A 24,509-nucleotide genomic window follows, 5' to 3' on the forward strand; every position below is an offset into this window, starting at 1 on the left:
GCGTCCTGTAAGGTCCGCGCGATCTCGATGACGGTGCCCGGCGGCCGCAGGGCGCGCGCCTGGCTGTCGGTCAGCCGCAGAGCACGCTCCCGCCGTTCACGTTCAGGATCTCCCCGGTCACGTGACGGGCCAAGGGACTCGCCAGGAAGAGCACCGGCCCCGCGATGTCCATCGGGGAGGCGACCCGGCCCAGCGGGATGTTCGCGGCAATGCGCTCCACGCCCTCGCCGGCGAAGGGGCGTGCCACCGCTTCGGTATCCACCCAACCCGGCGCGACGCTATTCACCGTGATGTCACGCGGGCCGACCTCCACCGCCATCGACTTCACGAACGAGATCATGGCGCCCTTGGACGCGGCGTAATCGGCGTGCCCGGCCTCCCCACGCTGCCCGGCGGTACTCGAGATGAAGATCAGCCGACCACCATTCGGCATGTGGCGGATCGCTGCGCGGGCGCCAAAGAACATCCCGTCCACGTTCGTGGCCAGCGTCTGGCGCCAGCGATCATCATCGAGGTCGCGCACGGACACCGGGATGTCCGGCCAGATACCCGAATTGCCGACGAAGATGTCCACGCGGCCGAACTGCGCGACGGCCTCCTGCACAAAGGCGTCATTGGCCGAGCGGGTCGACAGGTCTCCCTTGTACGCAAAGCCGCGCCGACCGGCGGCACCGATCTCCGCCAGCACGGCGTCCGCTTCGGCGTCGCGCGAACGGTACGCGATCCCCACGTCGCAGCCAGCCTGGGCCAGCAGGCGCGCACACGCCGCGCCAATGCCGCGGGCGCCGCCGGTGACGAGCGCGACCTTTCCCGAGAGGTTGATCATAGCGTGGCCTCGATGGCATCACAGATGGCGTGCTGAATGCACAAGTGGAGTTCCTGCGCCCGATCGGTGCGCGTCGTGGGCACGACGAGACACAGGTCCGCCTTTGCCTTCAGGGCACCGCCATCCTTGGCCGACAACGCGAGCACCGCGACGCCTTTCTCGCGCGCCGCATCGGCCGCGAGCAGCACATTCGGCGAATTGCCGCTCGTGGAGTGGATGACCAGCAGGTCGCCAACTCTTGCCAGCGCTTGCACTTGGCGTTCGAAGATGTGATCGAACCCGAAGTCATTCCCGGTCGCGGTCAGCAGCGAGGAGTCGGTCGTCAGGGCCACCGCCGGATACGGACGACGATTCCGCATGTACCGCACGACGTACTCGGTGGCGAGGTGCTGCGCATCGGCAGCCGACCCGCCATTGCCGCAGAAGAAGATCGTACCGCCGCGGGCCACGGTGGCCTGCACCATCGCCAGCGCGGCGCCCAGATCCTGCTCGAGCTGCGCGGCGGTGCGGGTGGCGGTGTCTGCCAGTTCGCGCAGGGCGCCAAGGATTGGCGCGACCGCGGTCGGATCGTGTGAGGTCGTCATCGGAAATCGTCAGGGAAAGGCGACGGCCGCCGGCACCTGGGCATCAGCCGCGGCCGAACCACTTCTTCACGGCGCCGAGCACACCGCGCTTGAGCGGCGGCACCGGCATCGGGTCTTCGTCGTGCAACACCGCCTCGGCATTGGCGTGCAGCAACAGTTCCGCCTGCTCCGCCCCGCCGCGCTCCAGGAGCCAGTCGCGCGCCGCCCCCAGTGAGCGGTGATCGCCGTGATTGTCCGAAGCGAGGATATCGATGAGCCCCTCGGCGAGCATGTCGCGCGCGAGCTCGGACGGCACGCCGCGGCCCATCAGGACCGAGGCATCCGTCTGGATCACCACCCCGATCTTGCGCCACTCGCGGACGAGCTCGAGGGTGCAACCGAAGTACCGCTCCGGATGCGCCAGCATGGGGGTGCGCCCCATGCGGGTAATCCGCCGCAGTTCGTTGGTCGCGCCCGGCGGCAGACCGCCACGGGTGAACTCCACGAGGAGGGCACGCGACCCCTCCAGTGCGAGATACGGCGCCGTGAGATCCACGCCCGGCGAATCGAGCATGATCTCCCAGCCAAGCTTGAGCGTGATGCCCTTCGGCGCGCGCGCCTTGAGCTCGTCGAAGAGCGCGCGATGACTTTCCCAGGGCGCGTTCGCCGCCTGACTCGCATTCAAGTGCGGCGTGCAGACGAGCACCTCAACGCCTTGTCCGACAAAGCGTTCGAGTACGGGAAGCGAGACGTCGAATGAAGGGGACCCATCATCGACGCCTGGCAGCAGGTGCGTGTGCACGTCGATCATGTCAGCACCCTCGCCGGAGGTGAATCACCCCCGCATGGCTCCGGGAATCGCGGCAATCCGGGCCATCGCTCGGGCCGCGCGGGCTTCCATCTGCGACGGATCGTCGGCCGCTGCTTGAAAGGCGTAGGTCACGAGCGAGTCCACGGCGAGCAGGTCGAGGGCGGTATCGCGCGAGGTGGAGCCACTCGCCAGCAGGGCATCCAGCAGCTGCTCACCGGCCTCGAGACACGCCTCCGGCACGTCGACCACGGGGCGCGCGACCGCGGGCGCCAGCAGATCCCGGAGCCGCGCGTGCAGCGCCGTGGGCGGCGCGGGCTCGATCCGATCGATCCACTCGCCCACGGTCTGCGCCGTACTGGTCGGCATGGCCGTCACGTGCCAGCCAGCTTGGTGACAACGCCCACGGTCGACGCGAGCGCCGCTTCAACCTGCGCCGCTTCGACCCCCGCCTGCGCCATGTGCGGCTTGCCACCGCCACGACCGCCGACGGTCGCCGCCACGTCGCGTACGATCGCGTCGGCCCGAAGGCCACGATCGCGCACGTCGTCGGTCGCCACAGCGAGGAGCGCGCCTTTCCCATCGGCGAGCGACGCGCCCAGCACGGCGACGCCGCTGCCGAGGGCCTCACGCACCGCGTCGCCGAGCGCCTGCAGCGCCTTCACGTCGGCCACATCCACCTTCGAGACTACCAGACGCACCCCACCGGCGTCCGACGCGGCGGCGACCAACTGCTGGGCGAGCCCACCACCCGTCGCCCCGCCGCGCATCGCCTCGTCGAGGCGCTTCTCCAGCTGCTTCCGCTCTTCGAGCAGGCCGTCGAGCTTCTTCTCGATCTGCTCGGCGCCGCTGGTATAGCCCGCCATGGGGACCTTGAGACGGCTGGCCACCTGCAGCAGCGCCTTCTCACGCTCGGCGAGGAACTGGAAGGCGCGGGGCCCGGTCACCGCCTCGATGCGGCGCACGCCGGCCGCGACGCCGCTTTCGGACACGATGCGCAGCAGGCCGATCTCGGCCGTGTTGCGCACGTGCGTCCCGCCGCAGAGCTCGACCGAAAGGCTCGGAATCTCCACGACGCGCACGACGTCCCCGTACTTCTCGCCGAAGAGCGCCATCGCGCCACGCGCCACCGCGTCGGCGTAGGCTTCTTCCTTCGTGTTCACGGGCGCCGCCGTCCAGACCCCTGCGTTTACCTCGGCCTCGATCGCGGCCAGCTGCTCGCCGGTCACGGGGCCATGATGCGTGAAGTCAAAGCGCAGACGATCGGGAGCCACGAGCGAGCCGGCCTGATGCACATGTTCGCCCAGATGCTTCCGGAGCGCCGCATGCAGCAGGTGGGTGGCCGTGTGATTGCGCTCGGTGTCGTGACGACGATCGCGCGGGACCACGGCCTTGGCCTTCCCGAAGGTGATCTCACCCGACGGCGTCCCGATCGCGGCGATGCGCCCATCGATCTTGCGCACCTCGTTCACCGCGACGCTCCACCCCTCGCCGGCGATGGTGCCGTGATCGCTCACCTGTCCGCCGGATTCGGCATAGAAGGGCGTCTCGCGCAGCATGACCGCCACGCGGCCATCCGGGAGCTGGCGCACGGCGGTGACCACCGTCTCGGTGTGCGTCGTCTCGTATCCCACGAATCGGCCGAGGCCGGCCGCATGCTGCTGGTCGTGCGTCCACTGCGTGGGATCGGCGAAGTCGTCGGCGGCCACCGTGATCTGCTTGGACTTCCGCTCGTCCTGCGACTGCTTCCGCTGCGCTGCGAGCGCCTGTTCAAAGCCGGCGATATCCACGAGGTAGCCGCGCTCGCGCGCCATGAGCTCCGTCAGATCGATCGGGAAGCCGAACGTATCGTAGAGACGGAACGCATCGTCACCGCTGATCGACCCGCGCATGTGCGTCGACCCCTGCGTGGATCCTTCGGGCGCGAGTTCATCGAAGCGCGTCATCCCCGCATCGATCGTTGCCAGGAAGCGCTCCTCCTCGGCGCGCGTCGTCTCAAGGATGTGCTTGCGACGGACGTGTAGCTCGGGATACAGATCGCGCATCGTGTCGATGAGCACATCGACCACGTGCACGAGCGTCGGCTCGCGGCGGCCGAGCAACCACGCATGACGCACCGCGCGACGGAGAATGCGACGCAGCACGTAGCCGCGCCCGTCGTTGCTCGGGAAGACGCCATCCGCGAGCAGGAAGCCCACCGCGCGGGCATGGTCCGCGAGGACCCGGAACGACGCGGGATCGATCTCCTTGCCGTCCTTGCCGAACGCCGTCCCCAGTCCGACACCCGGGCGATACGGATACTGAATCCCCACCACCTCTTCGACCTTCTGAATGAGCGGGCGGAAGAGATCGGTGTGGAAGTTGTTGGTCACGCCCTGCAGCACGGCGGCGATGCGCTCAAGGCCGGCGCCGGTATCGACACTCGGCTTGGGGAGCGGCACCAGGGTGCCATCCGCCTGCCGGTCGAACTGCATGAAGACGAGGTTCCAGATCTCGAGGAAGCGACCCGCCTCGGCGCCTTCCACGAAGGCGTCGAGCGAGTACTCCTCGAGGTCCGTGTTCGTCCATTCGCCGTGCGCATCCTTGGGGAACGCCCAATCCGGCGCCAGCTTGGCGAGGTCAACGTAGATCTCCGTGCACGGACCGCACGGGCCGGTGTCGGCCATCTGCCAGAAGTTGTCCTTCGCCCCGAGTCCGTAGATCCGGTTCTCCGGCACATTGGCGACCTCCTTCCACAGCTGCCGCGCTTCGTCGTCTTCGTGGAAGACCGTGACGCGCAGATGCTCGCGCGGAATCTTCAACTCTTCCGTGACAAACTCCCACGCGAACTTGATGGCGTCGCGCTTGAAGTAATCACCGAACGAGAAGTTGCCGAGCATCTCGAAGAAGGTGTGGTGACGCGCGGTGTGGCCGACCTGCTCGAGGTCGTTGTGCTTACCTCCGGCGCGGACACACTTCTGCGAGGTGGTGGCGCGCCGCTTTCCCTCCGGCGGGTCCTCCATCCCGAGAAACACCTTCTTGAACTGGACCATCCCTGCGTTGGTGAACAGCAGGGTGGGGTCATCGGCGGGCACGAGCGCGGAGCTCGGGCGAATGGCGTGGCCGTTCTTTTCGAAGTAGGCCAGGAATCGGGCGCGGATTTCGGACGCGTGCATCTCGGCAATATAACCGAGACGCCCCGGGAGCTCCTCCTGCTAGTCCTCGCTGGGGGCGCTCAATACCTGACGCACGGCGTCTCGGGCCACCCCGCCACCGTAGCCGCGCCGCAGGAGGAAGCCGAGGAGCTTGCGCCGTGCCGCCTCGGGATCGTCGTTCCTAAGGGTGCGCGCCCGTTTCCGTGCCGCCTCCATGCACGCGGCGCGTTCGTCAAAGCCATCCTGCGCGATGGCACCGGCAATGGCGTCCTGCACCGCCTTGCCGCTGACGCCCTTCTTCCGGAGCTGCTGCCGAACCCGCGCCGGCGCCTCGCCGCGGCGCAACCGCGCGGCCGCTTCGGCTTCGGCGACGGCCTCGTCGGAGAGCACGCCGCTCTGCTCCAGTCGGTCGAGCGCGGCGGCGATCTGCGCCGGCGTCGCCTCGCGCTTCCGCAACCGGAGTTCGAGTTCACGACGGGTCCGCCGACCGCGGGCGAGGTAGTCGAGGGCACGATCCGCCAGATCGGTGATGACGTGCTCCTCGGTGAGCCTGGCCAGCGCACTCTCGGAGAGTTCGACACCCGGTCGGGTCGCGCCGGTGTCGGCGAGCACGGCGACGCCCACCAGGAGCTGCCGGCCGTCGCTGAGGGAGAGGAGATAGCGGCCGGGGCGCTTGGGGCTTTCGCGGATGTCCTTCAGGGTTGGGGACATGGGCGGGGTGAGGCGGCGGCGGCGGGAACTGCGGGAAGACGTACGGCGGGAAGACGTACGGCGGGAAGACGTACGGCGGGAAGACGTACGGCGGGAAGGCGTACGGCGGGGGCCGGCGGCGGAAGCTGGGACTACGGGAGCTGGACGGCGGAAGCTGAACTACGGAAGCTGGACGGCGGGTTGGGTGGGGAGGGATACAGCGAGGGCCGAGGGGACCCATGATGAGCCGTGGTGATCCGGGCACCACTTCCCACCATGAGCGACCCCCTCGGCCCTGATTCGCCGAGTGGCGGAGGAGTTAGTCCTCCGCTTCCTCTACCGGAGCGACATCGCCGCTCTTCACGCCCAACACCTGCTTCACCTTCTCTTCGACTTCGGCCATGAGCGTCGGGTTGTCCTTGAGGAACAGCTTGGCGTTCTCGCGGCCCTGCCCGATGCGCTGGGTGCCGTAGCTGTACCAGGCGCCCGACTTGTCGATGATCCCCGACTCGACGCCGATGTCGACGAGGAGCGAGGTGTGGCTGATCCCTTCCGCGTACATGATGTCGAACTCCGCCTGCTTGAACGGCGGGGCGACCTTGTTCTTCACGACCTTCACGCGGACGTGCGAGCCGATGACGTCTTCCTTTTCCTTGACCGGTCCGATGCGGCGGATGTCGAGACGGAGCGAGGCGTAGAACTTGAGCGCCTTGCCACCCGTGGTCGTCTCGGGGTTGCCGAACATCACGCCGATCTTTTCGCGCAGCTGATTGATAAAGACCACCGAGACCTTCGAGCGGGCGATGGCACCGGTGAGCTTGCGGAGCGCCTGGCTCATGAGGCGCGCCTGCAGGCCGACGTGCGAGTCGCCCATGTCGCCCTCGATTTCCGCCTTCGGCACCAGCGCCGCCACCGAGTCGATCACGATCACATCGACCGCGCCCGAGCGCACGAGGATCTCGCAGATCTCGAGCGCCTGCTCGCCGGTGTCGGGCTGCGAAATCAGCATGTTCTCGACGTCGACGCCCAGCTTCTTGGCGTACTCCGTGTCGAGCGCGTGCTCCGCGTCGATGTAGGCCGCGACGCCACCCGCCCGCTGGGCGTTCGCCACCACATGCAAGCAGAGCGTGGTCTTACCGCTCGACTCCGGGCCGTAGATCTCGGTGATACGACCGCGCGGGATACCACCCACGCCGATCGCGGCATCGAGATTGATCGCTCCAGTCGGGATGGACTCCACTCGCACCTTGGAGTCCGTGCCCAAGCGCATGATCGAGCCTTTGCCACAGCTCTTTTCGATCTGCGCGACCGCGAGCGCCAGGGCCTTGCGCTTGTCGTCCGTCATCGTTGCCGCCATGAGAACCGCCGTCGTGAGGGGTGAAGCCTGCCATGCCCTGGCCCGCGAAAATTGGGGAAGAACGCGGACAGGAAGAAGACCCGAATAAAGTACGAAGAAAGTTCGATGTGGACAACTGGGCATTTCGTCCACATGAGCCCGCCTCATTTGAGGGGAAATGCGTCTGGAATGTGGCGAATACGGATCTTTTGACCGATTACCAACACCCCGACCACGTCGAATCGGTACCGGAGCGCCGGCGACCCGTGGCGATCCACCCAAACCCGGGCCGACCGTCCCAGTTCCCGCTGCTTCCGGATATGCACCGCCTCGACCGGGGAACCAAAGCCGTCACCGCGCCGCGCCTTCACTTCCACGAACGCCACCTCGTCGCCGCGCTGCACAACGAGATCGATGTCGCGATGCCCGCTGCGAAAGCGATGCGCCACGACCGCCCAGCCATCGCGACGCAACCACTTCGCCGCGATCCGCTCTCCGAGGAGCCCGAGTGCCTGTCGCTGTTTCGTCATGGCGGCCACGATAGCCAGGATCGTGGCGGCGTGTGTCATCGAACGAACGCGGGCGGGGCTTTTTGGACGAGAGGCGTATACGTACGGCGCAGACAAACCGCGCATACGTACTGCGTATACGTGGGGCGGGAACGGCGGGGGGTTTAGGCGCCGGTGCGGGCGGCGAGGATGAGGCCGGGGTCGTCGCTGATGATGCCGTTCACGCCGTTGCGCCAGAGGCGCTGCGCTTGGGCGGGGTCATTCACCGTCCACACGTGGGTCACGTTGCCGAAGGGCTTGGTGGCGCGGGCCAGCGCGGCGATCGGTACCGGGATGCCGTTGTAGAAGGGCGGAATGCACAGCGCCTGGAACCAGGGGCGTGCGACGGGGCGTCGCAGCAGGGCCGGCAGGAGCAGGCGCGCGACATCCGGCGTGCTCGCGCCGAGCCAGAAGCCGGCATCGCGCAATGGTCGCGTGCTCTCCGGGTCGAAGCCGGCCACGATGATGCGGTCGGTGAGCGCGTGGCGGGCAACGGCGTCACGCAGCAACAGCGACGCCGCCGGTGTCTTGAGCTCGATGATCAGCGGGAGGTCACGCGGCAGCGACTCGATGACCTCGTCGAACGTCGGGATGCCTGCCCCCCGTCCGCGCCACGGGAACGTTCGGCCGTCGCGCGTGAAACGCGCGCCCGCGTCGAACTGGCGAAGCTCGGCGGCGGTGTACTGGGCCACCGCGCCCGTGCCGTCCGTAGTTCGATCGAGCGTCGGGTCGTGCATCAGGACCAGGACGCCGTCGCGGGACACGTGCAGATCGAACTCCAGCGCGTCCACGCCCAGGGCCACGGCTTCGAGCAGCGACGGAATCGTGTTCTCCGGCGCGTGGGCCCGATTGCCTCGGTGCCCGATCACGGGGCGGGCGTGTGGATCGCGAAGAATCACCGGCATCAGGCACACAGGGGCAGAAATGACACGCGGGGCGGCACCCAAAGGTACCACCCCGCGCCGGCCGGGCGATGCGTCAGATGACGCAGCGCCGTCACGATTCCATGATCAGAAGCTGTACGAGAGGCGCGTGGTGAGCATGCGACCGATCTCGGCCACACCCGGGAAGGTCCGGACGCGATTGTCGAACAGGTTCTGCGCGTTGATCGACCACATCAGCTTCTGGTTACCGCCGATCTCGAAGCTCTTCGAGACCTGGGCATCGAAGATGACCGCTTCCGGAACGTTCTCGTAGCAGAACGTGCCCGTCGGCGCGGTGGGGCAGCGCCCGGCACCGCCCGAAGCGCCCACCGTATAGCCCGTCTGCCCGAGGGCGAGCGGGAAGGCGAAGTTGGTGGCGTAGACGCCCGAGTTGACCGGGTAGGCCTCGTTGTAACGGCCGCGGAACTCGAAGCCCATCGCCTTCGCCTCGTTGCGGTAGCGCAGGCCGAGCGAGCCGCGCGAGCGCGGCGAGTTCGACATGAGCGGGAGACCATTGCCGCCGTTGATCCACGGGAAGACGCCGCGGTTCTGCCAGCTGAAGGCGATGTCGGCCGTCAGGCGGTCGCTGATCTGCGCGTCGGCCGCCATGTCGAGGCCGGTCACCCAGATCTCGCCCTTCGACGTGAGGTACGTGGCATACACCGCATTCGGCAGCGTCTGGCCGTTGTTGAAGGTCACCACGCCAACCGGCAGCGACGCCACGCTCGGCGTCAGGCCGTTCGCGAGCGCCGCGGCGGCACCGGCGGCCTGCGCCTGCGGCACACCCTGCGAGATGAGGAACGTGGCGATCTGCGTGCCGAGGTACCCACCCAGCTGCTGCGGGTTGCCGAAGAACACGTTCGGCGTGGAGAGCGCGGCCGAGGTGCCAACGTCACCGCGGCGCTGGCGCCACGCGGCCACGTCGTACCGGATCTTGCCTTCGTTGATGAGCCCCTTCCACCCGAGTTCGTACGTGTCGTTGAACGACGCGGCGAGCGGCGAGATGTCGGTGAGCTGATCGGTCGTAAGCGCGGTGGTCGCACTCGAGATGTACGACACGCGCGTGGCGAGGTCCGCGTTGCTCGGCGTGCGGGTGCCGAGGAACTGCACCATGCCGGCGGCGAGCGCGGCGGCCTGCGCGGCCGGGATACCAGCGGCCTGGAGGCCACCCGCGATCGACGGCGTGAGACGCGGCGCGAGCGCCTGGATGGCGCCCGGGAACGCCGCAGCGGCCGAGGCGCCGGTGAACGCGCCATTCTGCGTGTACACCGACTTCATGCAGTAGCTGCCGAACGCGCTACCGGTGCCGCAGCTGCGGTTGAACTGGAAACCTTCCTTCGGCGGATTGCCGCGGGCGCGCACGTCAAAGCCCGAGCCACCGACGTTGGGCGACTGGATCAGATCCAGGAAGAACGAGAAGTTCGCCGGCGTCGAGAAGGCCCGGTTGTACGTCGCGCGGAAGTTCTGGTTCTTGGTCGGCTTGAACAGGATGGCCGCGCGGGGCGAGAAGAACTGCCCCTTGATGACGTTGTTGGCGTCGCCACGCGCCGACCAGAGCAGCTCGAGCTTATCCGTCGGCTTCGTGGACGACTGGATGTAGGCGCCGTACTCCGTCACGTTGTCGACGTCTTCGTTCTGGCCGTTGATCGTGTTGCCGGTGCGCGGGTTGGTCCAGATGTAGTCCGCACCGTACGTGAAGCTCTGCTTCTTGCCGAGGTCGAAGCCGTGCTGGAGCTGACCGGCGGCGACGCGCGACTGGTCCACGATCGGCTGCCCCGAACGGAGCAGGTACGTGCCCTTGTCATCGGTGGCGCTGGCGTTGCCGGCGTCGCTCGAGTTCAGGAAGCCCTGCACGAAAAGGCGGTTCCAGCGGAAGCGCTGCTGCGCGCTGAGGTACGTCCAGTTGCGGATCTGCGCCGAGCCGTTGGCGCCGGTGAGCTCAATGCCCTTGCCCACCTTCGAGTAGCCGACCGTCGTGATGGCCTCGACCCCTTCGGCCGGCCGCACATCCACGCGCGCTTCACCCGTGTACTTCTCGAGGTCGAAGTCGCGCTGGTTGACCGCGCCGCGGCGCGACGCCGGGACGTTCGTCGTGGTGGGGAACGTCGTCGGCTCCGACCGGTCGTTGTACTCCCAGTCACGGGCGCTGAAGTACTCGCCCGACAGCTTGAACGCGAGCTTGTCGTTGATCTTCTGCGCCGTGCGAATGCCCGTGCGCATCAGCGACCGCTCGCCGCCGTCCACGCTGATCGTGGTGCCCTGCTGGGCGAACGGCGACTTCGTGATCACGTGCAGCACGCCGTTCGAGCTGTTCGGGCCGTAGAGCGCCGACGCCGGGCCGAGGAGGACTTCGATGCGATCGATGTCTTCGTTCGTGCCGGTGAAGAGGAAGGGCACGTTCACGCGGAGCGACGGGACACCGGAGAAGCGGTAGTCCTGCAGCATCAGCATCGAGCCGCTGAACGCGTTGTTGAAGCCACGCGCCACGACGTTCGACTGCGCGAGACCGCCGCGATTGATGTCGATACCGGGCGTCGCGCGGAGGTGGTCGGTGACCGTGACCGCCGGACGCTCGGCGATGCGCTCACTCGAAATCACCGAAATCTGCGCCGGCGCGTCGAGCGCCTTTTCGGGGCGGCTGCGGCTCGCGGTGACGACCGTTTCCGTCAGCTGCGCGGCACGCGCCTTGAGGGCGAAGTTCACGACATCGCCGGCCTTCTTGCCCACGACCGTCTGCGGCTCGAAGCCGATGCGGCGGACGGATACGGCGAAGGTGCCCGCAGGGACACCCGTAATGCGATAGGAGCCATCGGCGCCCGTCGCGGCGCCCAGCTTGGTACCGGAAATGCTTACCTGCGCGCCATCGATCGCTGCACCGGTGCCTTCATCGGTGACTTTGCCAGTGATGGCGCCGCCCTGCGCCTGAAGCTGCCCAGCCAGGGAGACAAACCCCAGCACGAGCGCAGCAGAGGTCAACCAGCGGCGGACGTGAAACAGGGACATCACACACCTCGGGAGGAGGGAAAAACGTCGAGGTCATGCACCCCGGGCGAGACACAAGCCCGGGCAACGTTGGTAGGCTGTCGTGCCGGAAAGGAGGGGACGACAGGATTGCCGCTTATTGTCGCGGGATACGACGGTCGCGTCAATACGCAGCCGGTCGCCTTAGCGCCAAGAGGATCGCGGCGCGAGTCGGCGATCGGGGGTGGATTGACGTCCGCTTGTGACTAGTCACCGCCACCACAGATGCGATCGAGGTCCTGGATGCCGACGAGCACGTCCCGCGGACGGGCCGCCCCTTCGGACGGGGCCAGCACGCCCGCCGCCTCCAGCTGATCGATGATCCGGGCGGCGCGCCCGTAGCCGATCTTGAGCCGACGCTGCAGCAGCGACGTCGAGCCCTGACGGTGCTGGATGACCACCTCGGCGGCCTCCCGGAAGCGCGAATCCCGCTCGTCGGAGTCACCATCCGACGCATCGTCGTCGCCCCCCGCCTCCTTCGCTTCGATTGCCCGCACATACTCGAGGATGTCCGGCTCATCGGTGCCGGCGGCCACCGCCCCGGCCGCCTCGGCACGGGCACGCGCCTCACCGTACCAGCCCAGCAGCTTCTCGGTGTCTTCGCTGGACAGATACGCCCCCTGCAGGCGGGCGGCCTCCGATTTCCCCGGCGGAATGAACAGCATGTCACCATTGCCGAGGAGCATCTCGGCGCCGGCGCCATCGATGATCGTGCGGCTGTCCACCTGCGAGGCCACGCGGAACGCGATCCGGCAGGGGAAGTTGGCTTTGATGAGGCCCGTGATGACGTTCACCGACGGGCGCTGCGTGGCCAGAATGAGGTGAATGCCAATCGCGCGCGCTTTCTGCGCCAGCATCGCGATGGGCGTTTCCACCTCGCCCTGCACGGTCATCATGAGATCGGCCATTTCGTCGATCACCACGACGATGTACGGCAGGATCCCGCCGGTATACGTCCGATCCTCGAACGCGACGTCCGGACTCCGTGGCTTGAGCACTGCCGGCCCCTGCCCCTGTTCGTGCTGCGTCACGCGCCGGTTGAACTCCTGCAGATTGCGGCAGCCATTGGCTTCGAGGAGCCGATAGCGCGTCTGCATCTCCATCACGGCGTACTTGAGCACCGCCGCGGCGTCGCGATTGTCGGTAATGACCTTGTGCCGCAGATGCGGGAGCGCGTTGTACACGCTCAGTTCCACCATCTTCGGATCCACCATCAGAAAGCGCAGCGTCCGCGGGGTATGGCGGTACACGAGGCTCGTGATGATGGTGTTCACGCACACGGACTTGCCCGAGCCGGTGGAGCCGGCGATGAGCAGATGCGGCATCTTCGCCAGATCGGCGATGACCGGGCGCCCTTCGAGATCCTTGCCGAGCGCCACCGGCAGCGCCGCACGCGCCTGCTGGAAGTCGGCGCTTTCGAGCACCTCCCGCAGCACGACCATCTCGGGCGTGGGGTTGGGCACTTCCACGCCGACGGCGCCCCGCCCGGGGATCGGCGCGACGATGCGGATGCTGGGCGCGCGCATGGCGAGGGCGAGATCGTCGGCGAGCGCCGCGATCTGGCGCACCTTCACCCCGGCCGCCGGTTCGATTTCAAACTGCGTCACGGTGGGACCTGACGTCCGTCCCACCAACTCGCCTTCCACTTTGAACGTGCGCAAGGTGGCGAGGAGCTTCTGCCCCGCGAGGTCCAGCTCCTTCTGTCCGGCTTCGGTGTTCTTGGCCGGCGGCGGCGAGAGCAGCTTGGTCGGCGGCAGTTCGTCGGAGAAAGGCGTCGGTTCGGCGGCCGCATCGAGTGCCGCCTCGACGGTGGCTTCCGCCCGCCCGTCGCTCTTCTTCTTCGCCTTGCTGCGCGGCGCCTCCACCTCGGGTTCCGGCTCCGGCTCCGGTGCCGGTTTCTCCTTCACGCGCTTGGTGGACAGCGCGGCGGCGCCAAGCACCTCGCGTGCGAGGGCGGGATCGATCGCCGGGAGTTCCTCCGGATCCGGCTCGAGCTGCTCTGCCAGCGTCCGGCGCCCGGTGGCGGCGGGATCCGCCTTGGGCGCCCCGGGCCCCAGGAGCATGCGAATGGGATTCCACCGCAGCGTCGCCACGGTGAGCGCGCTGGTGGCCAGCACAAAGAAGATCCAGGCGCCCGCGCTGCCGAGGAACTTGCGGAGGTACTCGGCGACGAAACTGCCCCACAACCCTGCGTAGTCGACGTCGGCGGCCATGCCTCCCATGGCGAGGCCGATGGCGACCGGAACAAGCGCCACGGTGCCACCGAACAGCACGCTCCAGTCGCTGGCGTCATTCGCCCGCTGGATGCGGCCAAAGAGCGCCAGGGCGACCACGAGGGCGCCGAAGGCCACCAGGACCAGCCCCGGAATCCCGACCGCCTTGACCAGGGTGCAGCGGGCGATGGTGCCGATGGGCCCGAACGGCCCGGTAGCATCGAAGCAATTCCCGGTGGTGGTCTGCTGAAAGACGAGCGCGCCCAGCAAAAAGACCGCGAGCAGGCTCAGGGCCACCGCGGTGAGTTCGCGCTGCAGCAGTTTGCGATCCATGGGTCCCTCCCGGGTCGCGGGAATGGCGACGCTATCGGGTCGAGGCGAGCGGCGTGTTCAGGTGCAGCTGCCGATCATGATAGCGCACCGCCACGTCAAACTGGTCGAGTGTCAGGCAGGCCGCCACGTCCGTCTCGAATCCGGCCGCCCCCAGCGCGCGCGCATGCTCGGCCTCGTGCGCGAGCGAGGCGATGCCACCGACGAACGGGCGTTCCACCAGTTCGGCGACGCGGGCGCCGTCGCCGCGAGTGACGCCGGTCATCCCGTCGACCAGGCCGCGCACGAGGCGACCCGCACATACGACATCTTCGAGACCGATGGTCCGGTCGGAACCGGCACAGATGATCAGCACATCGTGATCGGTGCCCGCGGCCTCACGCACGGCCGCCACGGTGGCGGCGGCGTTCACGAAAGCGGCGAAGAAGCAGGCGCGCGCGCCATGTGTCGCCGCCAGAGCCGCGGTGCCGTTGGTGGTCGTGTACAGAATGGGGAAGCCCGCAATGGCCTCGCGGGTGTACTCGGCCGGCGAATTCCCGAGATCGAAGCCATCGATGCGCTTCATGCGCCGTTCGCCGGCGAGCTTCACTTCGCCGCGCGCATAGGCCTTGCCGCGGGTGGCGGTTTCGTCGACCGTCTCGAACGGAATCACGACCCGCGCCCCGTGATGGAGCGCGGTGGCCACCGTGGTGGCGGCCCGCAACACATCGATGACCACCACCACGCGATCCGCTACATCGGCGGGCGCCACGGCGGCCTCACCGAGCAGCACATCGATCCGCACTACGTGGGCTCCTTGAGGAGATCCGATCCCTCAAACTCGAGCCACTTCGTGTGCACCTTGCCGGCCTGAAACCCCGGGTGCTGCATCACGCGCGCCAGGAAGGGCATGGTGGTCTTCACGCCCTCAATCACAAAGCTCTCCAGCGCGATCTGCATGCGCTTGAGCGCTTCTTCACGCGTGGAGCCCTGCACGATGAGCTTGGCGATCATCGAGTCGTAGAACGGCGGCACCGTGTAGCCGGCGTAGGCATGCGTATCGATCCGCACGCCGGGCCCACCGGGCTGATGGAAGACTTCAAGCTTCCCCGGCGACGGCTGGAAATTGCGCGCCGGGTCTTCGGCGTTCACGCGGCACTCGATGACGTGCCCGCGGAACGGGGGCAGCTCCTTCACCGAGAGCGGGAGCCCTGCTGCCACGCGAATCTGTTCCTTCACGAGATCCACCCCGGTGAGCTGCTCCGTCACCGGATGCTCGACCTGAATGCGGGTGTTCATCTCCATGAAGTAGAACGAGCCATCCTCATCGAGCAGCATCTCGATCGTGCCCGCGCCGACGTAATTGATCGCCTTCGCGCCGCGCGTGGCCGCTTCGCCCATGCGCTCGCGCAGTTCAGGCGTCATCACCGGGCACGGCGCTTCCTCGATCAGCTTCTGGTGACGGCGCTGCACGGAGCAGTCACGCTCGCCGAGATGAATGACGTTGCCGTGCGTGTCTCCGAGAATCTGGAACTCGACGTGCCGCGGGCGCTCCAGGAACTTCTCGACGTACACATCGCCGTTGCCGAACGCCGACAGCGCTTCCGACCGCGCCAGCTGGAACGACCGCAGGAAGTCATCCGGATCACGCGCCACGCGCATGCCCTTGCCACCGCCACCGGCGGCCGCCTTGATGATCACCGGGAAGCCAATGCCGCGCGCAAACTCAAGCGCCTCTTCCGGATCCTCCACCGGTCCCGGCGTCCCGGGGACGATGGGCACGCCACATTCCTGCATCGCACGGCGGGCGGACGCCTTGTCACCCATCACGCGGATCTGTTCCGGCGTGGGACCGATGAAGGTGATGCCGGAGGCCCGACAGGTCTCGGCGAACTCCGCGTTCTCCGCCAGGAAGCCGTAGCCGGGGTGAATCGCGTCCGCCCCGGTGATCTCGGCCGCCGCGATCAGGCGCGGAATCTTGAGGTACGAGTCACGCCCCGATGGCGGCCCGATGCACACGTCGTCGTCGGCGAAGCGCACATGGAGCGACTCCCGATCGGCTTCCGAGTACACGGCGACCGTCTGGATGTCGAGTTCACGGCACGCGCGAATGACGCGGAGGGCGATTTCCCCGCGGTTGGCGATGAGGACCTTTTTGAACATCCAGTAATGGTGGCGGACCCGCTGCCTCTCCGCCAGTCCTTTACGGCGTTACGTGGCCTCGCTGCCCTGCTGGAAGTCATCCCACGACGTGTCGCTGGCGCCGCCCACCCCTTGCGTCCGGAGGGCAAACTCGGCGGGGCTCGTCGCGTTGAAGAGCGCGTTCTCGTACGAGATCACGCCGCGCGAGAACCATTCCATGAGCGACTGGTCAAAGCTCTGCATGCCGTACGCCACCGAGCCTTCCCGAATGAGGTCCGGGATATTCAGCGCCGACTGCACGTCGCGGATCTGGTCGCGCACCGCCTCGGTGTTGACCAGCACCTCGCAGGCCGGGACGCGTCCCGGGCGGTCGGCGCGCGGCACGAGCCGGAGCGAAATCACGGCGTTGAGCGCCGTGGCCAGCATGAAGCGTACTTCGCCCTGCTTGTCGGGCGGATAGAACGACAGGACGCGATTGATCGACTGCGTGGCGTCGGTCGTGTGCAGCGTCGAGAGGACGAGGTGACCGGTGTTCGCCGCCTTGAGCGCGACCTCGAGCGTCTCGAGGTCGCGAATCTCACCGATCATGATGACGTCGGGGTCCTGGCGGAGCACGCGACGCAGTGCCTGCGCAAACGTGGCGGTGTCCGTGCCCACTTCACGCTGATTGATATGGCACTTGATATCGCGATGCACGAACTCGATCGGATCTTCGATCGTGATGATGTTCGCGCTGCGCCGCTCGTTCATGTACTGCACCATGGCCGCGAGCGCCGTGCTCTTGCCTGAGCCGGTCACGCCGGTGACGAGCACCAGCCCGCGTGGCTTGAGCGCGATCTGCTCGAGGACGGGCGGCAGGTTGAGATCGCGGATATTCGCCGCGGCGTGGGCGATCGAGCGCAGGGCGAAGGCCACTGTGCCCTTCTGCTGATACACATTGACGCGGAACCGGCCGATCCCCGGCACGTTGATCGCGAAGTCGGCCTCGCGCACTTCCACGAACTCACGCAGCTGTGCCGGGGGCAGCAGCTGCTCGGCGAGGGTGCGCAGTTCTTCCGGACGCAGGATCGGGAGATCGAGCGGGAAGAGATCGCCATGGAGGCGCAATGTCGGCGGGCGACCCACCTTGAGATGCAAGTCCGACGCGCCCTCCCGCACCATCTTCTGGAGGGCCGCTTTCAGGTCGAACGTGGGCGCAGGAGCTGTTCCGTTTCGGGCAGGCTTCTCAACGCCGGTCGCCGTCGTCATTGCGTCATATCTCAGCCGGTCGGGTCGATGCGGAAGAGCACCTGGCCGTACTCCACGGGATGTGCATCGGTGACGTTCACCTCACGCACGACGCCGTCGAATTCGGACTCGAGCTCGTTCATGATCTTCATCGCCTCGATGATGCAGACGATCTGGCCCTTGCTGACACGATCGCCGACGGAGATGTACGGCTTCGCGCCCGGCTCAGGTGCCGAGTAGAACGTCCCCACCATGGGCGACTTGATCTCGAGGGCCGCAGACTTCGATGCCTCGGCCTTCGGCGCCGGAGCCCCTCCCTCCTCGACTGGACGCGCCGCGGGGGCCGGGGGCAACACGGCCGGCATGGCGACCGGCGCCGGCATGGCGGCCATCCCGGGGGCCACGGTCATGGCCGCGCGCTGGGGGCTCTTCGAGATCCGGAGCTTCATCCCCTTATCGGAGGAGATCTCGATGGAATCCACCGTGGAGCCGTCGAGCATCTCGATCAGCTTCTTCACGTAGCGCAAGTCGATCATGGCGGGGAGCAGGCTGGAGAAAAGCGCGGCGCCCCGAGGGCGCCGGCGAGGTCAGGCGGTCGATCAGTCGATTTCGAGCAGCGTCCGGTCCAACCCGGTCAGTACCCGGGGACCCGACGCCGTAATGAGCACATCGTCTTCGATTCTGACACCGCCGAAGCCCGGGAGGTAGATCCCGGGCTCAACCGTCACGACCATGCCGGCCGCCAGCGACGTCTCGATCGTGCGGGCCAGACGAGGGCCTTCGTGCACCTCCAGGCCGATGCCATGGCCCAGGGAATGTCCGAATGCCTCACCGTGCCCGCGGGCGTCAATGTACTCTCTCGCGACCGCATCTGCAGCCATCCCCTTCATTCCAACCCGAAGCGCGCCCGAAGCGCGCGCGTTCGCCTCACGAACAATCTCGTAAATCTCCCGGTGCCGCTCGGAGGCCTTCCCGAGCACGACGGTCCGCGTCACATCCGAGCAGTAGCCGTCGGCCACGGCGCCGAAATCGAGCAGCACGAAATCGCCGCGCGCCAGCACCCGGTCCGATGTACCCGCATGCGGGAGCGCCGAGCGCGGTCCGGATGCCACGATACTGGCAAATGGATAGGCCTCGCTGCCCTCGTCGCGGAGACTGTGCTCGAGGATCCCCGCCAACGCCGCCTCCGTGAGGCCCGGGCGGACCATCGCCAGGGTCCGGGTGAGCGCCCGTTCGGCCATCCCCACCGCGCGCTCGATGGCGGCAATCTCCCCCGCGTCCTTGATCTCGCGCAGCCCCTCGACGAGATCCACGGCGGGACGCCACAGCCAGCGCGTCCCCTGCTCCAACAGGCGCGTGAAATCCTTGTGCAGGAGATGGGCGGACTCGAAGCCGACCCGTTCCACGCCGGCCATCGCCGTGAGCGAGGGCCACACGCCGTTCCACAGGCTGGTCGGCTCGATCCGCACCGACGCCGCGTCGCCCACCTCGGCCTCGACCTGCGTCGCGTACCGGAAGTCGGTGAGGAGCACGCACTCGAGCGCGCTCACGAGCAGGATCGCGTTGCTCCCCGAGAACCCGGTGAGATAGCGGATATTCGGGAGCGCGCTGACCAGCAGCGCATCGAGATCGGCTTTTCCCAGGGCCTCACGCAGGGCGGCGAGGCGCGCCGGGCGGGTGTCGGTGCGGACGTCGGGCGAGTTCACGGCCGGCCCACGGGGCTCAGCCCCGCGCGCGCAGCGTGGCCACGAGGCCCCGGAGCGCGAACTCGTAACCGTCGGCGCCCAGGCCGCAGATCAACCCGATGGCGGCCCCCGCGAGCATCGAGTGCCGCCGCTCCGGTTCTCGCGCGTAAATGTTGCTGAGGTGCACTTCCACGAACGGGAGGGCGGTCGCACTGAAGGCGTCCCGCAACGCGAGACTGGTGTGCGTATACGCGCCGGCATTCACGACGACCCCCTGCACCGTTCCCCGCCACGCATGCAGCGTGTCGATCAGCTGCCCTTCGCCATTGGCCTGCGCGGCCCGAATCTCCACCCCGAGTGAGGCCCCGACGGTCTCGAGGCGCGTCACGATCTCCGCGAGCGTGGTGGTTCCGTAGATCGCGGGTTCGCGCGTCCCGAGGAGGTTGAGATTGGGGCCGTTCAGGATGCCAATGATCACGGATTACCGAGTCCCTTGAGCCAGGCCGAGAACTGCGCCAGATCGTCGGCCGCTTTGCTCTCCGCAGCCGGTGACGACGTGGGCGTCCCGGGCGCGGCCGGGGTCGGCGCGGCGCTGGCAGTGGACGGCGAGACCGTCTGCGTCGTCGCCGGGTCCGGGAAGAATCGGTCAAAGGAGAAGCCGGCGCCAGCGGGCGCCAGCGACTCCGGCTGCGCCATCACGGGGGCGACCGGCGTGGGTTCGCGCACCGCGGCCATGGCGCCGCTGGCGAAGAGGTTCTCGCGGGCGCCTTCCACGGCCGCCCCCGAGAAGGCTGTCGCGAACTGCTGCGCGGCCGTGTCGTCGCCGCCGGCGCTGTCGCCGCCGAAGAGCGACGCCAGCGAGTCTTCCGCCGGGATCGCGCCCACGGGCGTCACCCGCACGGGCGTGGGGACGGACGGCGGGAGGATGGCGGGCTCGTGGACCGCCGGCGCGCTCGCGATCGGCGTGGCGTTTCGCGGCGTTGGCACTGCCGCCGTGGAGGTCGGCGTCCGGCGCTCCACGCGTCGGGCGGCGAGCGCCGCAAACCACGCCTGAGCCGTGCGCACCGCCGCGACGGGCTCCGGCGTGGCTTCCGATACGGGTTCCGGCGTGGGTTCCGGCGCGGCCGGCATACTCGCCGCCGCCACGCGCGCCTGCTCGGCCCGCAGCTCCGCCAGGCGCCCAAGCGGCACGGGATCCGACGGGCGGCGACGCACCAGCTCCTCATAGACCGCGATCGCGCGGTCGAGGAAGCCCTGCGAGACCAGGAGTTCCCCCATCGTCTCCGTGACGAAGGCCCCGCTGGCGATGTCGGCCGTATTCGCCATCGCGGGGGCCGACTCGGCGTCCGCCTCCGCGGCGATCGGCTCGTCCAGCACGTCGGCGAAGCTGGCCTCGTGCTTGTCGTCGACCTGAGCCACGAGCGCCATCGGCATCGCCACGACGGCGACGTCGTCGGGTTCGCCCTTGGCCCGGGCGTCTTCGGCAAACGCCTCGACGATCTCTTCGACATCGTCGGTGGGCGTGACCGGTTCGGCGAGCCAGGGCAACTCCTGCACCGGTTCCGTCGCGGACTCGGGCTCTGACTCCGGCTCCTGCATCACCACCGGCGCGAGCTCGGCCTCCGCGGGCGTCTCCTGCACCGCGAACGTCTCGGGGTCTTCGAAATCGAGGATGGAGGTGCCGACCTGTATCCCCAGATCCTGCACCGTCACCTCGGCGACAGGCTCATCGTCGGCCTCCGCCTCCACCGCGGCGACCGGTTCTTCCTCCGCGACGTCGATGGGCGAGGCCTCCTCGGCAATGACCGCCGTTTCCACCGCCTCGGCGACAACCGCCTCGGGGGCGTTGGTGAACGGCAGATCTTCCTCGTCGGGCAGCGCCAGTTCGACCTCAGGGGCCGGCAGCTCCGCCGCGACCGCGTCGGTGGCCTCCCGTCCGAAGGCCTCGACGACTTCCGCCGGCACGTCGACGGCCACCGGCGTCGCCGACCGGGGCGTTGCGGCCCGGACGGCCAAATCGGTGGTATCGGGCCATTCCGCTGCGACAAATCCTTCCTCGAACGCGGCCTCCGCTTCGGCTTCGGCGGCCGCGATCACCTCGTCGGTGGGAGCGTCGGCCAGCCGCCCAAAGAACGGGTCGTTCTTGGCCTGCTCCTCGGCCTGCGCGATGGCCTCGACTTCCGAGGCGGCGGCTTCGATGGCCTCGAGGTCCAGGAATACCCGCTCCTCTTCGGGCAGCGGCGGCAGTTCACTGGCCGCCTGAAGCGGCGAGAGCGCGAGCAGATCCTGCGCCACCGTCCCCAGCGGGGTGACCGCCGCGGTCGTCGGTGCCGCCGGCGCGGGCTCCGTGGCAACGGCCTCGACGGCCAGCGCCTCGGTGTCGGCCGCCGGTATCGGCGCGGCGAAGTCGGGCACCTCGATCGACGCGAGATCGACCGGCGTCACCATCTGGCTGACGGGCGCGGCACTGGTCGGCGGCGTGACCGCGACCGGGGCCGCCGTCGGCGCCGGGGTCGCATACGCCGAGAGGGTCGCCAACTGGGCGGCAATGTCGTCGTTCCGCGGGTCCGCCTCCAGGACCCGCTCGTACCACCGGCGCGCCGATGGGGCATCGCCCTGGCGACGGGCGATATCACCCAGATGGCGGAGCGCGATGAGGTTCTCCGGATCGAGGGCCAGCGCCTGTTCGAAGACGGTCCGCGCCTCTTCCAGATCCCCGTTCTCGAACAGGGCCTGCCCGAAGACAATGTGGCCACTCATGTGGCCTGGCTGCTTGGGAAGGTGCTCGCGGCAGAGCGCGATGGCCTGGCTCAGGTCGCCTGCCTTGCGCAGCTCATTGGCCAGCGGCGCGAAATAGCGACGCGGGTTCTCCTCGAACTTCTTCCGGAGCTCGTCGATCCGGGGAGCGGTACTCATCCGTGCGATGCCCTCAAGTGGTGTCCCCGAACGACGTCACAGACGGCCCGAAGGAAACGCCCGGTGCTGGCCAAGGCTGTCACAGCGAGCGACGGACGCGAGTCTGACCGGTGGTCTTCCCGTGTACTTATTGTCCGCACGCGCCGGGAAGTCAATCAGCAGCCATTCGGCGAAGTCGTGACCTGTCTTGCCTTTAGCGGAACACGACCGCTAGGTTTCCGGACTCTGCGGCACACGCCCTTCTTCGGGGAGGTGCGTGTGCCTTTCCGTTCCCGCCGTTCTTACCAGTCCCAAGGAGTGCCGCCCCGTGCTGCAATCGATGCGGAGCGCCGCGAAATACATCTGGATCATCCTCATCGTGGCCTTCGTCGGCAGCTTCCTGCTGTACGAGACCTCCGGCCTCGCGGGCCGGCAGCCGGTCACGACGTCCACGGCCATTGGCTCCGTCAACGGCGAGGAGATCCTCCTCACGGCCTGGCAGAATGCGGTCAATTCCCTCGAGCAGCAGCAGCAACAGCAGAATGGTCGCGGCCTGACGCTGGATGAGCGCAAGACGCTCGAGGATCGCGCGTTCAACGAGCTGGTCAACGAGATCCTGCTCCAGCAGGAGTACAAGCGTCGCGGCATTACAGTATCCGACGACGAGATCCTGCAGGCCGCCAAGGTGGCGCCGCCGCCGACGGCCATGCAGTCGCCGGATCTGCAGACCAACGGCCAGTTCGACATTGAGAAGTACCAGCGCCTGCTGGCGAGCCCGATGGCGCGCCAGTCCGGCATGCTGGCCGGTCTCGAGGCCTACTATCGCACCGAGATCCCGAAGCAGAAGCTCTTCGATCAGGTGGCGAGCGGTGCGTACTTCTCCGACGAGCGCCTGTGGCAGATCTACCGGGATCGTCACGACAGCGCATCGGTGAGCTACGTCGTGCTCGGGCCGCAGCTCCTGGGCAGTGACACGACGGTCTCCGTCAGTGACGCCGAGATCTCGCAGTTCTACGAGCGCAACAAGAAGCGCTTCGAGAAGCCGGGCCGCGCGGTCGTGTCGCTCCTCACGGTGCCGCGCACGGTGACCGCGCTGGACTCGGCCGACGCCAAGGCCAAGGCCGAGCGTATCCGCGCCGAAGTCGTGGGCGGTGCCAAGTTCGAGGATGTGGCCAAGCGGGAGTCGATCGACTCGGTGTCCGCTGCGCAGGGTGGCGCGCTGGGCAAGCGTGGCAAGAACTCGTACGTGCCGGCCTTCGAAGCCGCCGCGTACGCGCTCAAGGTGGGCGAGATCTCGCAGCCCATCCTGACGCAGTTCGGCTACCACATCATCAAGCTCAACGCCAAGGGCAACGGTGACACGCTGGACCTGAGCCACATTCTGGTGGCGGTGGGTCAGAGCGACTCGAGCGCGACGCGGACCGACCGCCGCGCCGACTCGCTGGCGAGCAAGGCTGCCAACCTCGAAGACGGCAAGAAGTTCGATGACGCCGCGAAGTCGCTCGGCGTGACGCCGGTGAGCGTGGTGACCATCGAGAACGAGCCGCTGTCGTTTGCCGGCCGGTACGTGCCGAGCGTGAGCGCGTGGGCCTTCTCGGGCGTGCGCCCGGGTGAGACCAGCGATCTCTTCGATGCACCGGACGCCTACTACCTTGCCCGCATCGACTCGCTGACGCCGGGTGGGCAGCAGCCGCTCAGCGAGGTGAAGGCCGATATCCAGCGCCGCCTCGCGCGCGACAAGCGTATCGAGAAGCTCCGCCCGATCGGGGAGCAGCTCGTGGCCGCCGCGAAGTCGGGCACGCTCGAGACCGCGGCCGCGGCCAAGAGCCTCTCGGTGGAGAAGAGCCAGCCGTTCTCGCGCATCAATGCCGTGCCGGGCCTTGGCCAGTACACGGCCGCGGTGGGCGGCGCGTTCGCCGTGCCGGTTGGCCAGGTCGGCGGCCCGTTCAAGGGGCAGGACGCCATGGTGGTGTTGCGCGTCGACAGCCGCACGGATGCCCAGAAGACGGCGTTCGAGACGGAAAAGTCGCTGCTGCGCCAGCAGATGATGCAGTCGCTCCGCCAGCAGAAGGTGGAAGAGTTCCTGACGAATCTGCGCGAAAGCGTGAAGGTCGAGGACAAGCGGTCGACCGTCCTCGCCCAGCTGCGCCGTCAGTCGGGCACCTGATCCCGCTCACGAAGAAGCCCCC

General features: G+C 67.9%; 19 protein-coding genes. 1 reads left to right on the top strand and 18 read right to left on the bottom strand.

The window, feature by feature from the left end:
• Nucleotides 1-70 precede the first annotated feature (70 nt).
• The 18 genes from K2R93_07945 to K2R93_08030 all read right to left on the bottom strand — a co-directional run bounded on the left by K2R93_07945 (nt 71) and on the right by K2R93_08030 (nt 22,341).
• Entirely contained in the window at nt 71-826 is a 756-nt protein-coding gene (locus K2R93_07945) for a glucose 1-dehydrogenase (protein ID MBY0489758.1), read from the bottom strand.
• A complete protein-coding gene (locus K2R93_07950; protein ID MBY0489759.1) occupies nt 823-1,410 on the bottom strand; it encodes an SIS domain-containing protein in 588 nt (195 codons plus the stop codon). The genes K2R93_07945 and K2R93_07950 overlap by 4 nt, the downstream gene beginning before the upstream one ends.
• Before the next feature lie 43 nt (nt 1,411-1,453).
• Nucleotides 1,454-2,200, bottom strand: coding sequence for a hypothetical protein (locus tag K2R93_07955; GenBank protein MBY0489760.1), 747 nt, complete (start codon nt 2,198-2,200; stop codon nt 1,454-1,456).
• Between the two features lie 24 nt (nt 2,201-2,224).
• Nucleotides 2,225-2,566 carry a hypothetical protein gene (locus K2R93_07960; protein MBY0489761.1) on the bottom strand — a complete coding sequence of 114 codons (342 nt, stop codon included), beginning with the start codon at nt 2,564-2,566 and terminating at the stop codon, nt 2,225-2,227.
• 5 nt (nt 2,567-2,571) lie between these two features.
• Nucleotides 2,572-5,352 (bottom strand): alanine--tRNA ligase, encoded by a 2,781-nt coding sequence (gene alaS / locus K2R93_07965; protein MBY0489762.1) that lies wholly within the window; start codon nt 5,350-5,352, stop codon nt 2,572-2,574.
• Between the two features lie 39 nt (nt 5,353-5,391).
• Nucleotides 5,392-6,042 carry a recombination regulator RecX gene (locus K2R93_07970; GenBank protein MBY0489763.1) on the bottom strand — a complete coding sequence of 217 codons (651 nt, stop codon included), beginning with the start codon at nt 6,040-6,042 and terminating at the stop codon, nt 5,392-5,394.
• Between the two features lie 298 nt (nt 6,043-6,340).
• The gene (recA, locus tag K2R93_07975; protein MBY0489764.1) at nt 6,341-7,366 is read right to left on the bottom strand and encodes a recombinase RecA; all 1,026 of its coding nucleotides are present in this window, start codon (nt 7,364-7,366) and stop codon (nt 6,341-6,343) included.
• Nucleotides 7,367-7,521: 155 nt separating this feature from the next.
• On the bottom strand, nt 7,522-7,926 hold the full coding sequence (locus K2R93_07980; protein ID MBY0489765.1) for a YraN family protein: 405 nt from the start codon (nt 7,924-7,926) through the stop codon (nt 7,522-7,524).
• Between the two features lie 104 nt (nt 7,927-8,030).
• Nucleotides 8,031-8,810 carry a hypothetical protein gene (locus K2R93_07985; protein ID MBY0489766.1) on the bottom strand — a complete coding sequence of 260 codons (780 nt, stop codon included), beginning with the start codon at nt 8,808-8,810 and terminating at the stop codon, nt 8,031-8,033.
• 105 nt (nt 8,811-8,915) lie between these two features.
• A complete protein-coding gene (locus K2R93_07990) occupies nt 8,916-11,831 on the bottom strand; it encodes a TonB-dependent receptor (protein ID MBY0489767.1) in 2,916 nt (971 codons plus the stop codon).
• A gap of 224 nt (nt 11,832-12,055) precedes the next feature.
• Nucleotides 12,056-14,395 carry a DNA translocase FtsK gene (locus tag K2R93_07995; protein ID MBY0489768.1) on the bottom strand — a complete coding sequence of 780 codons (2,340 nt, stop codon included), beginning with the start codon at nt 14,393-14,395 and terminating at the stop codon, nt 12,056-12,058.
• Between the two features lie 31 nt (nt 14,396-14,426).
• The gene (locus K2R93_08000) at nt 14,427-15,176 is read right to left on the bottom strand and encodes a 2-phosphosulfolactate phosphatase (protein ID MBY0489769.1); all 750 of its coding nucleotides are present in this window, start codon (nt 15,174-15,176) and stop codon (nt 14,427-14,429) included.
• The gene (gene accC, locus K2R93_08005; GenBank protein ID MBY0489770.1) at nt 15,176-16,534 is read right to left on the bottom strand and encodes an acetyl-CoA carboxylase biotin carboxylase subunit; all 1,359 of its coding nucleotides are present in this window, start codon (nt 16,532-16,534) and stop codon (nt 15,176-15,178) included. Before accC ends, K2R93_08000 begins: the two co-directional genes overlap by 1 nt.
• Before the next feature lie 48 nt (nt 16,535-16,582).
• Nucleotides 16,583-17,761 (bottom strand): PilT/PilU family type 4a pilus ATPase, encoded by a 1,179-nt coding sequence (locus K2R93_08010; GenBank protein ID MBY0489771.1) that lies wholly within the window; start codon nt 17,759-17,761, stop codon nt 16,583-16,585.
• Nucleotides 17,762-17,772: 11 nt separating this feature from the next.
• Nucleotides 17,773-18,276 carry an acetyl-CoA carboxylase biotin carboxyl carrier protein gene (gene accB, locus K2R93_08015; GenBank protein MBY0489772.1) on the bottom strand — a complete coding sequence of 168 codons (504 nt, stop codon included), beginning with the start codon at nt 18,274-18,276 and terminating at the stop codon, nt 17,773-17,775.
• 63 nt (nt 18,277-18,339) lie between these two features.
• Nucleotides 18,340-19,446 carry a Xaa-Pro peptidase family protein gene (locus K2R93_08020; protein MBY0489773.1) on the bottom strand — a complete coding sequence of 369 codons (1,107 nt, stop codon included), beginning with the start codon at nt 19,444-19,446 and terminating at the stop codon, nt 18,340-18,342.
• A 16-nt stretch (nt 19,447-19,462) separates the two neighbouring features.
• Nucleotides 19,463-19,903, bottom strand: coding sequence for a type II 3-dehydroquinate dehydratase (gene aroQ, locus K2R93_08025; GenBank protein ID MBY0489774.1), 441 nt, complete (start codon nt 19,901-19,903; stop codon nt 19,463-19,465).
• On the bottom strand, nt 19,900-22,341 hold the full coding sequence (locus tag K2R93_08030; GenBank protein ID MBY0489775.1) for a tetratricopeptide repeat protein: 2,442 nt from the start codon (nt 22,339-22,341) through the stop codon (nt 19,900-19,902). The genes aroQ and K2R93_08030 overlap by 4 nt, the downstream gene beginning before the upstream one ends.
• 307 nt (nt 22,342-22,648) lie before the next feature.
• Here K2R93_08030 and K2R93_08035 point away from each other — a divergent pair, with 307 nt between their 5' ends.
• Nucleotides 22,649-24,487 carry a peptidyl-prolyl cis-trans isomerase gene (locus tag K2R93_08035; GenBank protein MBY0489776.1) on the top strand — a complete coding sequence of 613 codons (1,839 nt, stop codon included), beginning with the start codon at nt 22,649-22,651 and terminating at the stop codon, nt 24,485-24,487.
• Nucleotides 24,488-24,509 lie beyond the last annotated feature (22 nt).

Source organism: Gemmatimonadaceae bacterium, assembly GCA_019752115.1.
Taxonomy (GTDB): Bacteria; Gemmatimonadota; Gemmatimonadetes; order Gemmatimonadales; family Gemmatimonadaceae; genus Gemmatimonas.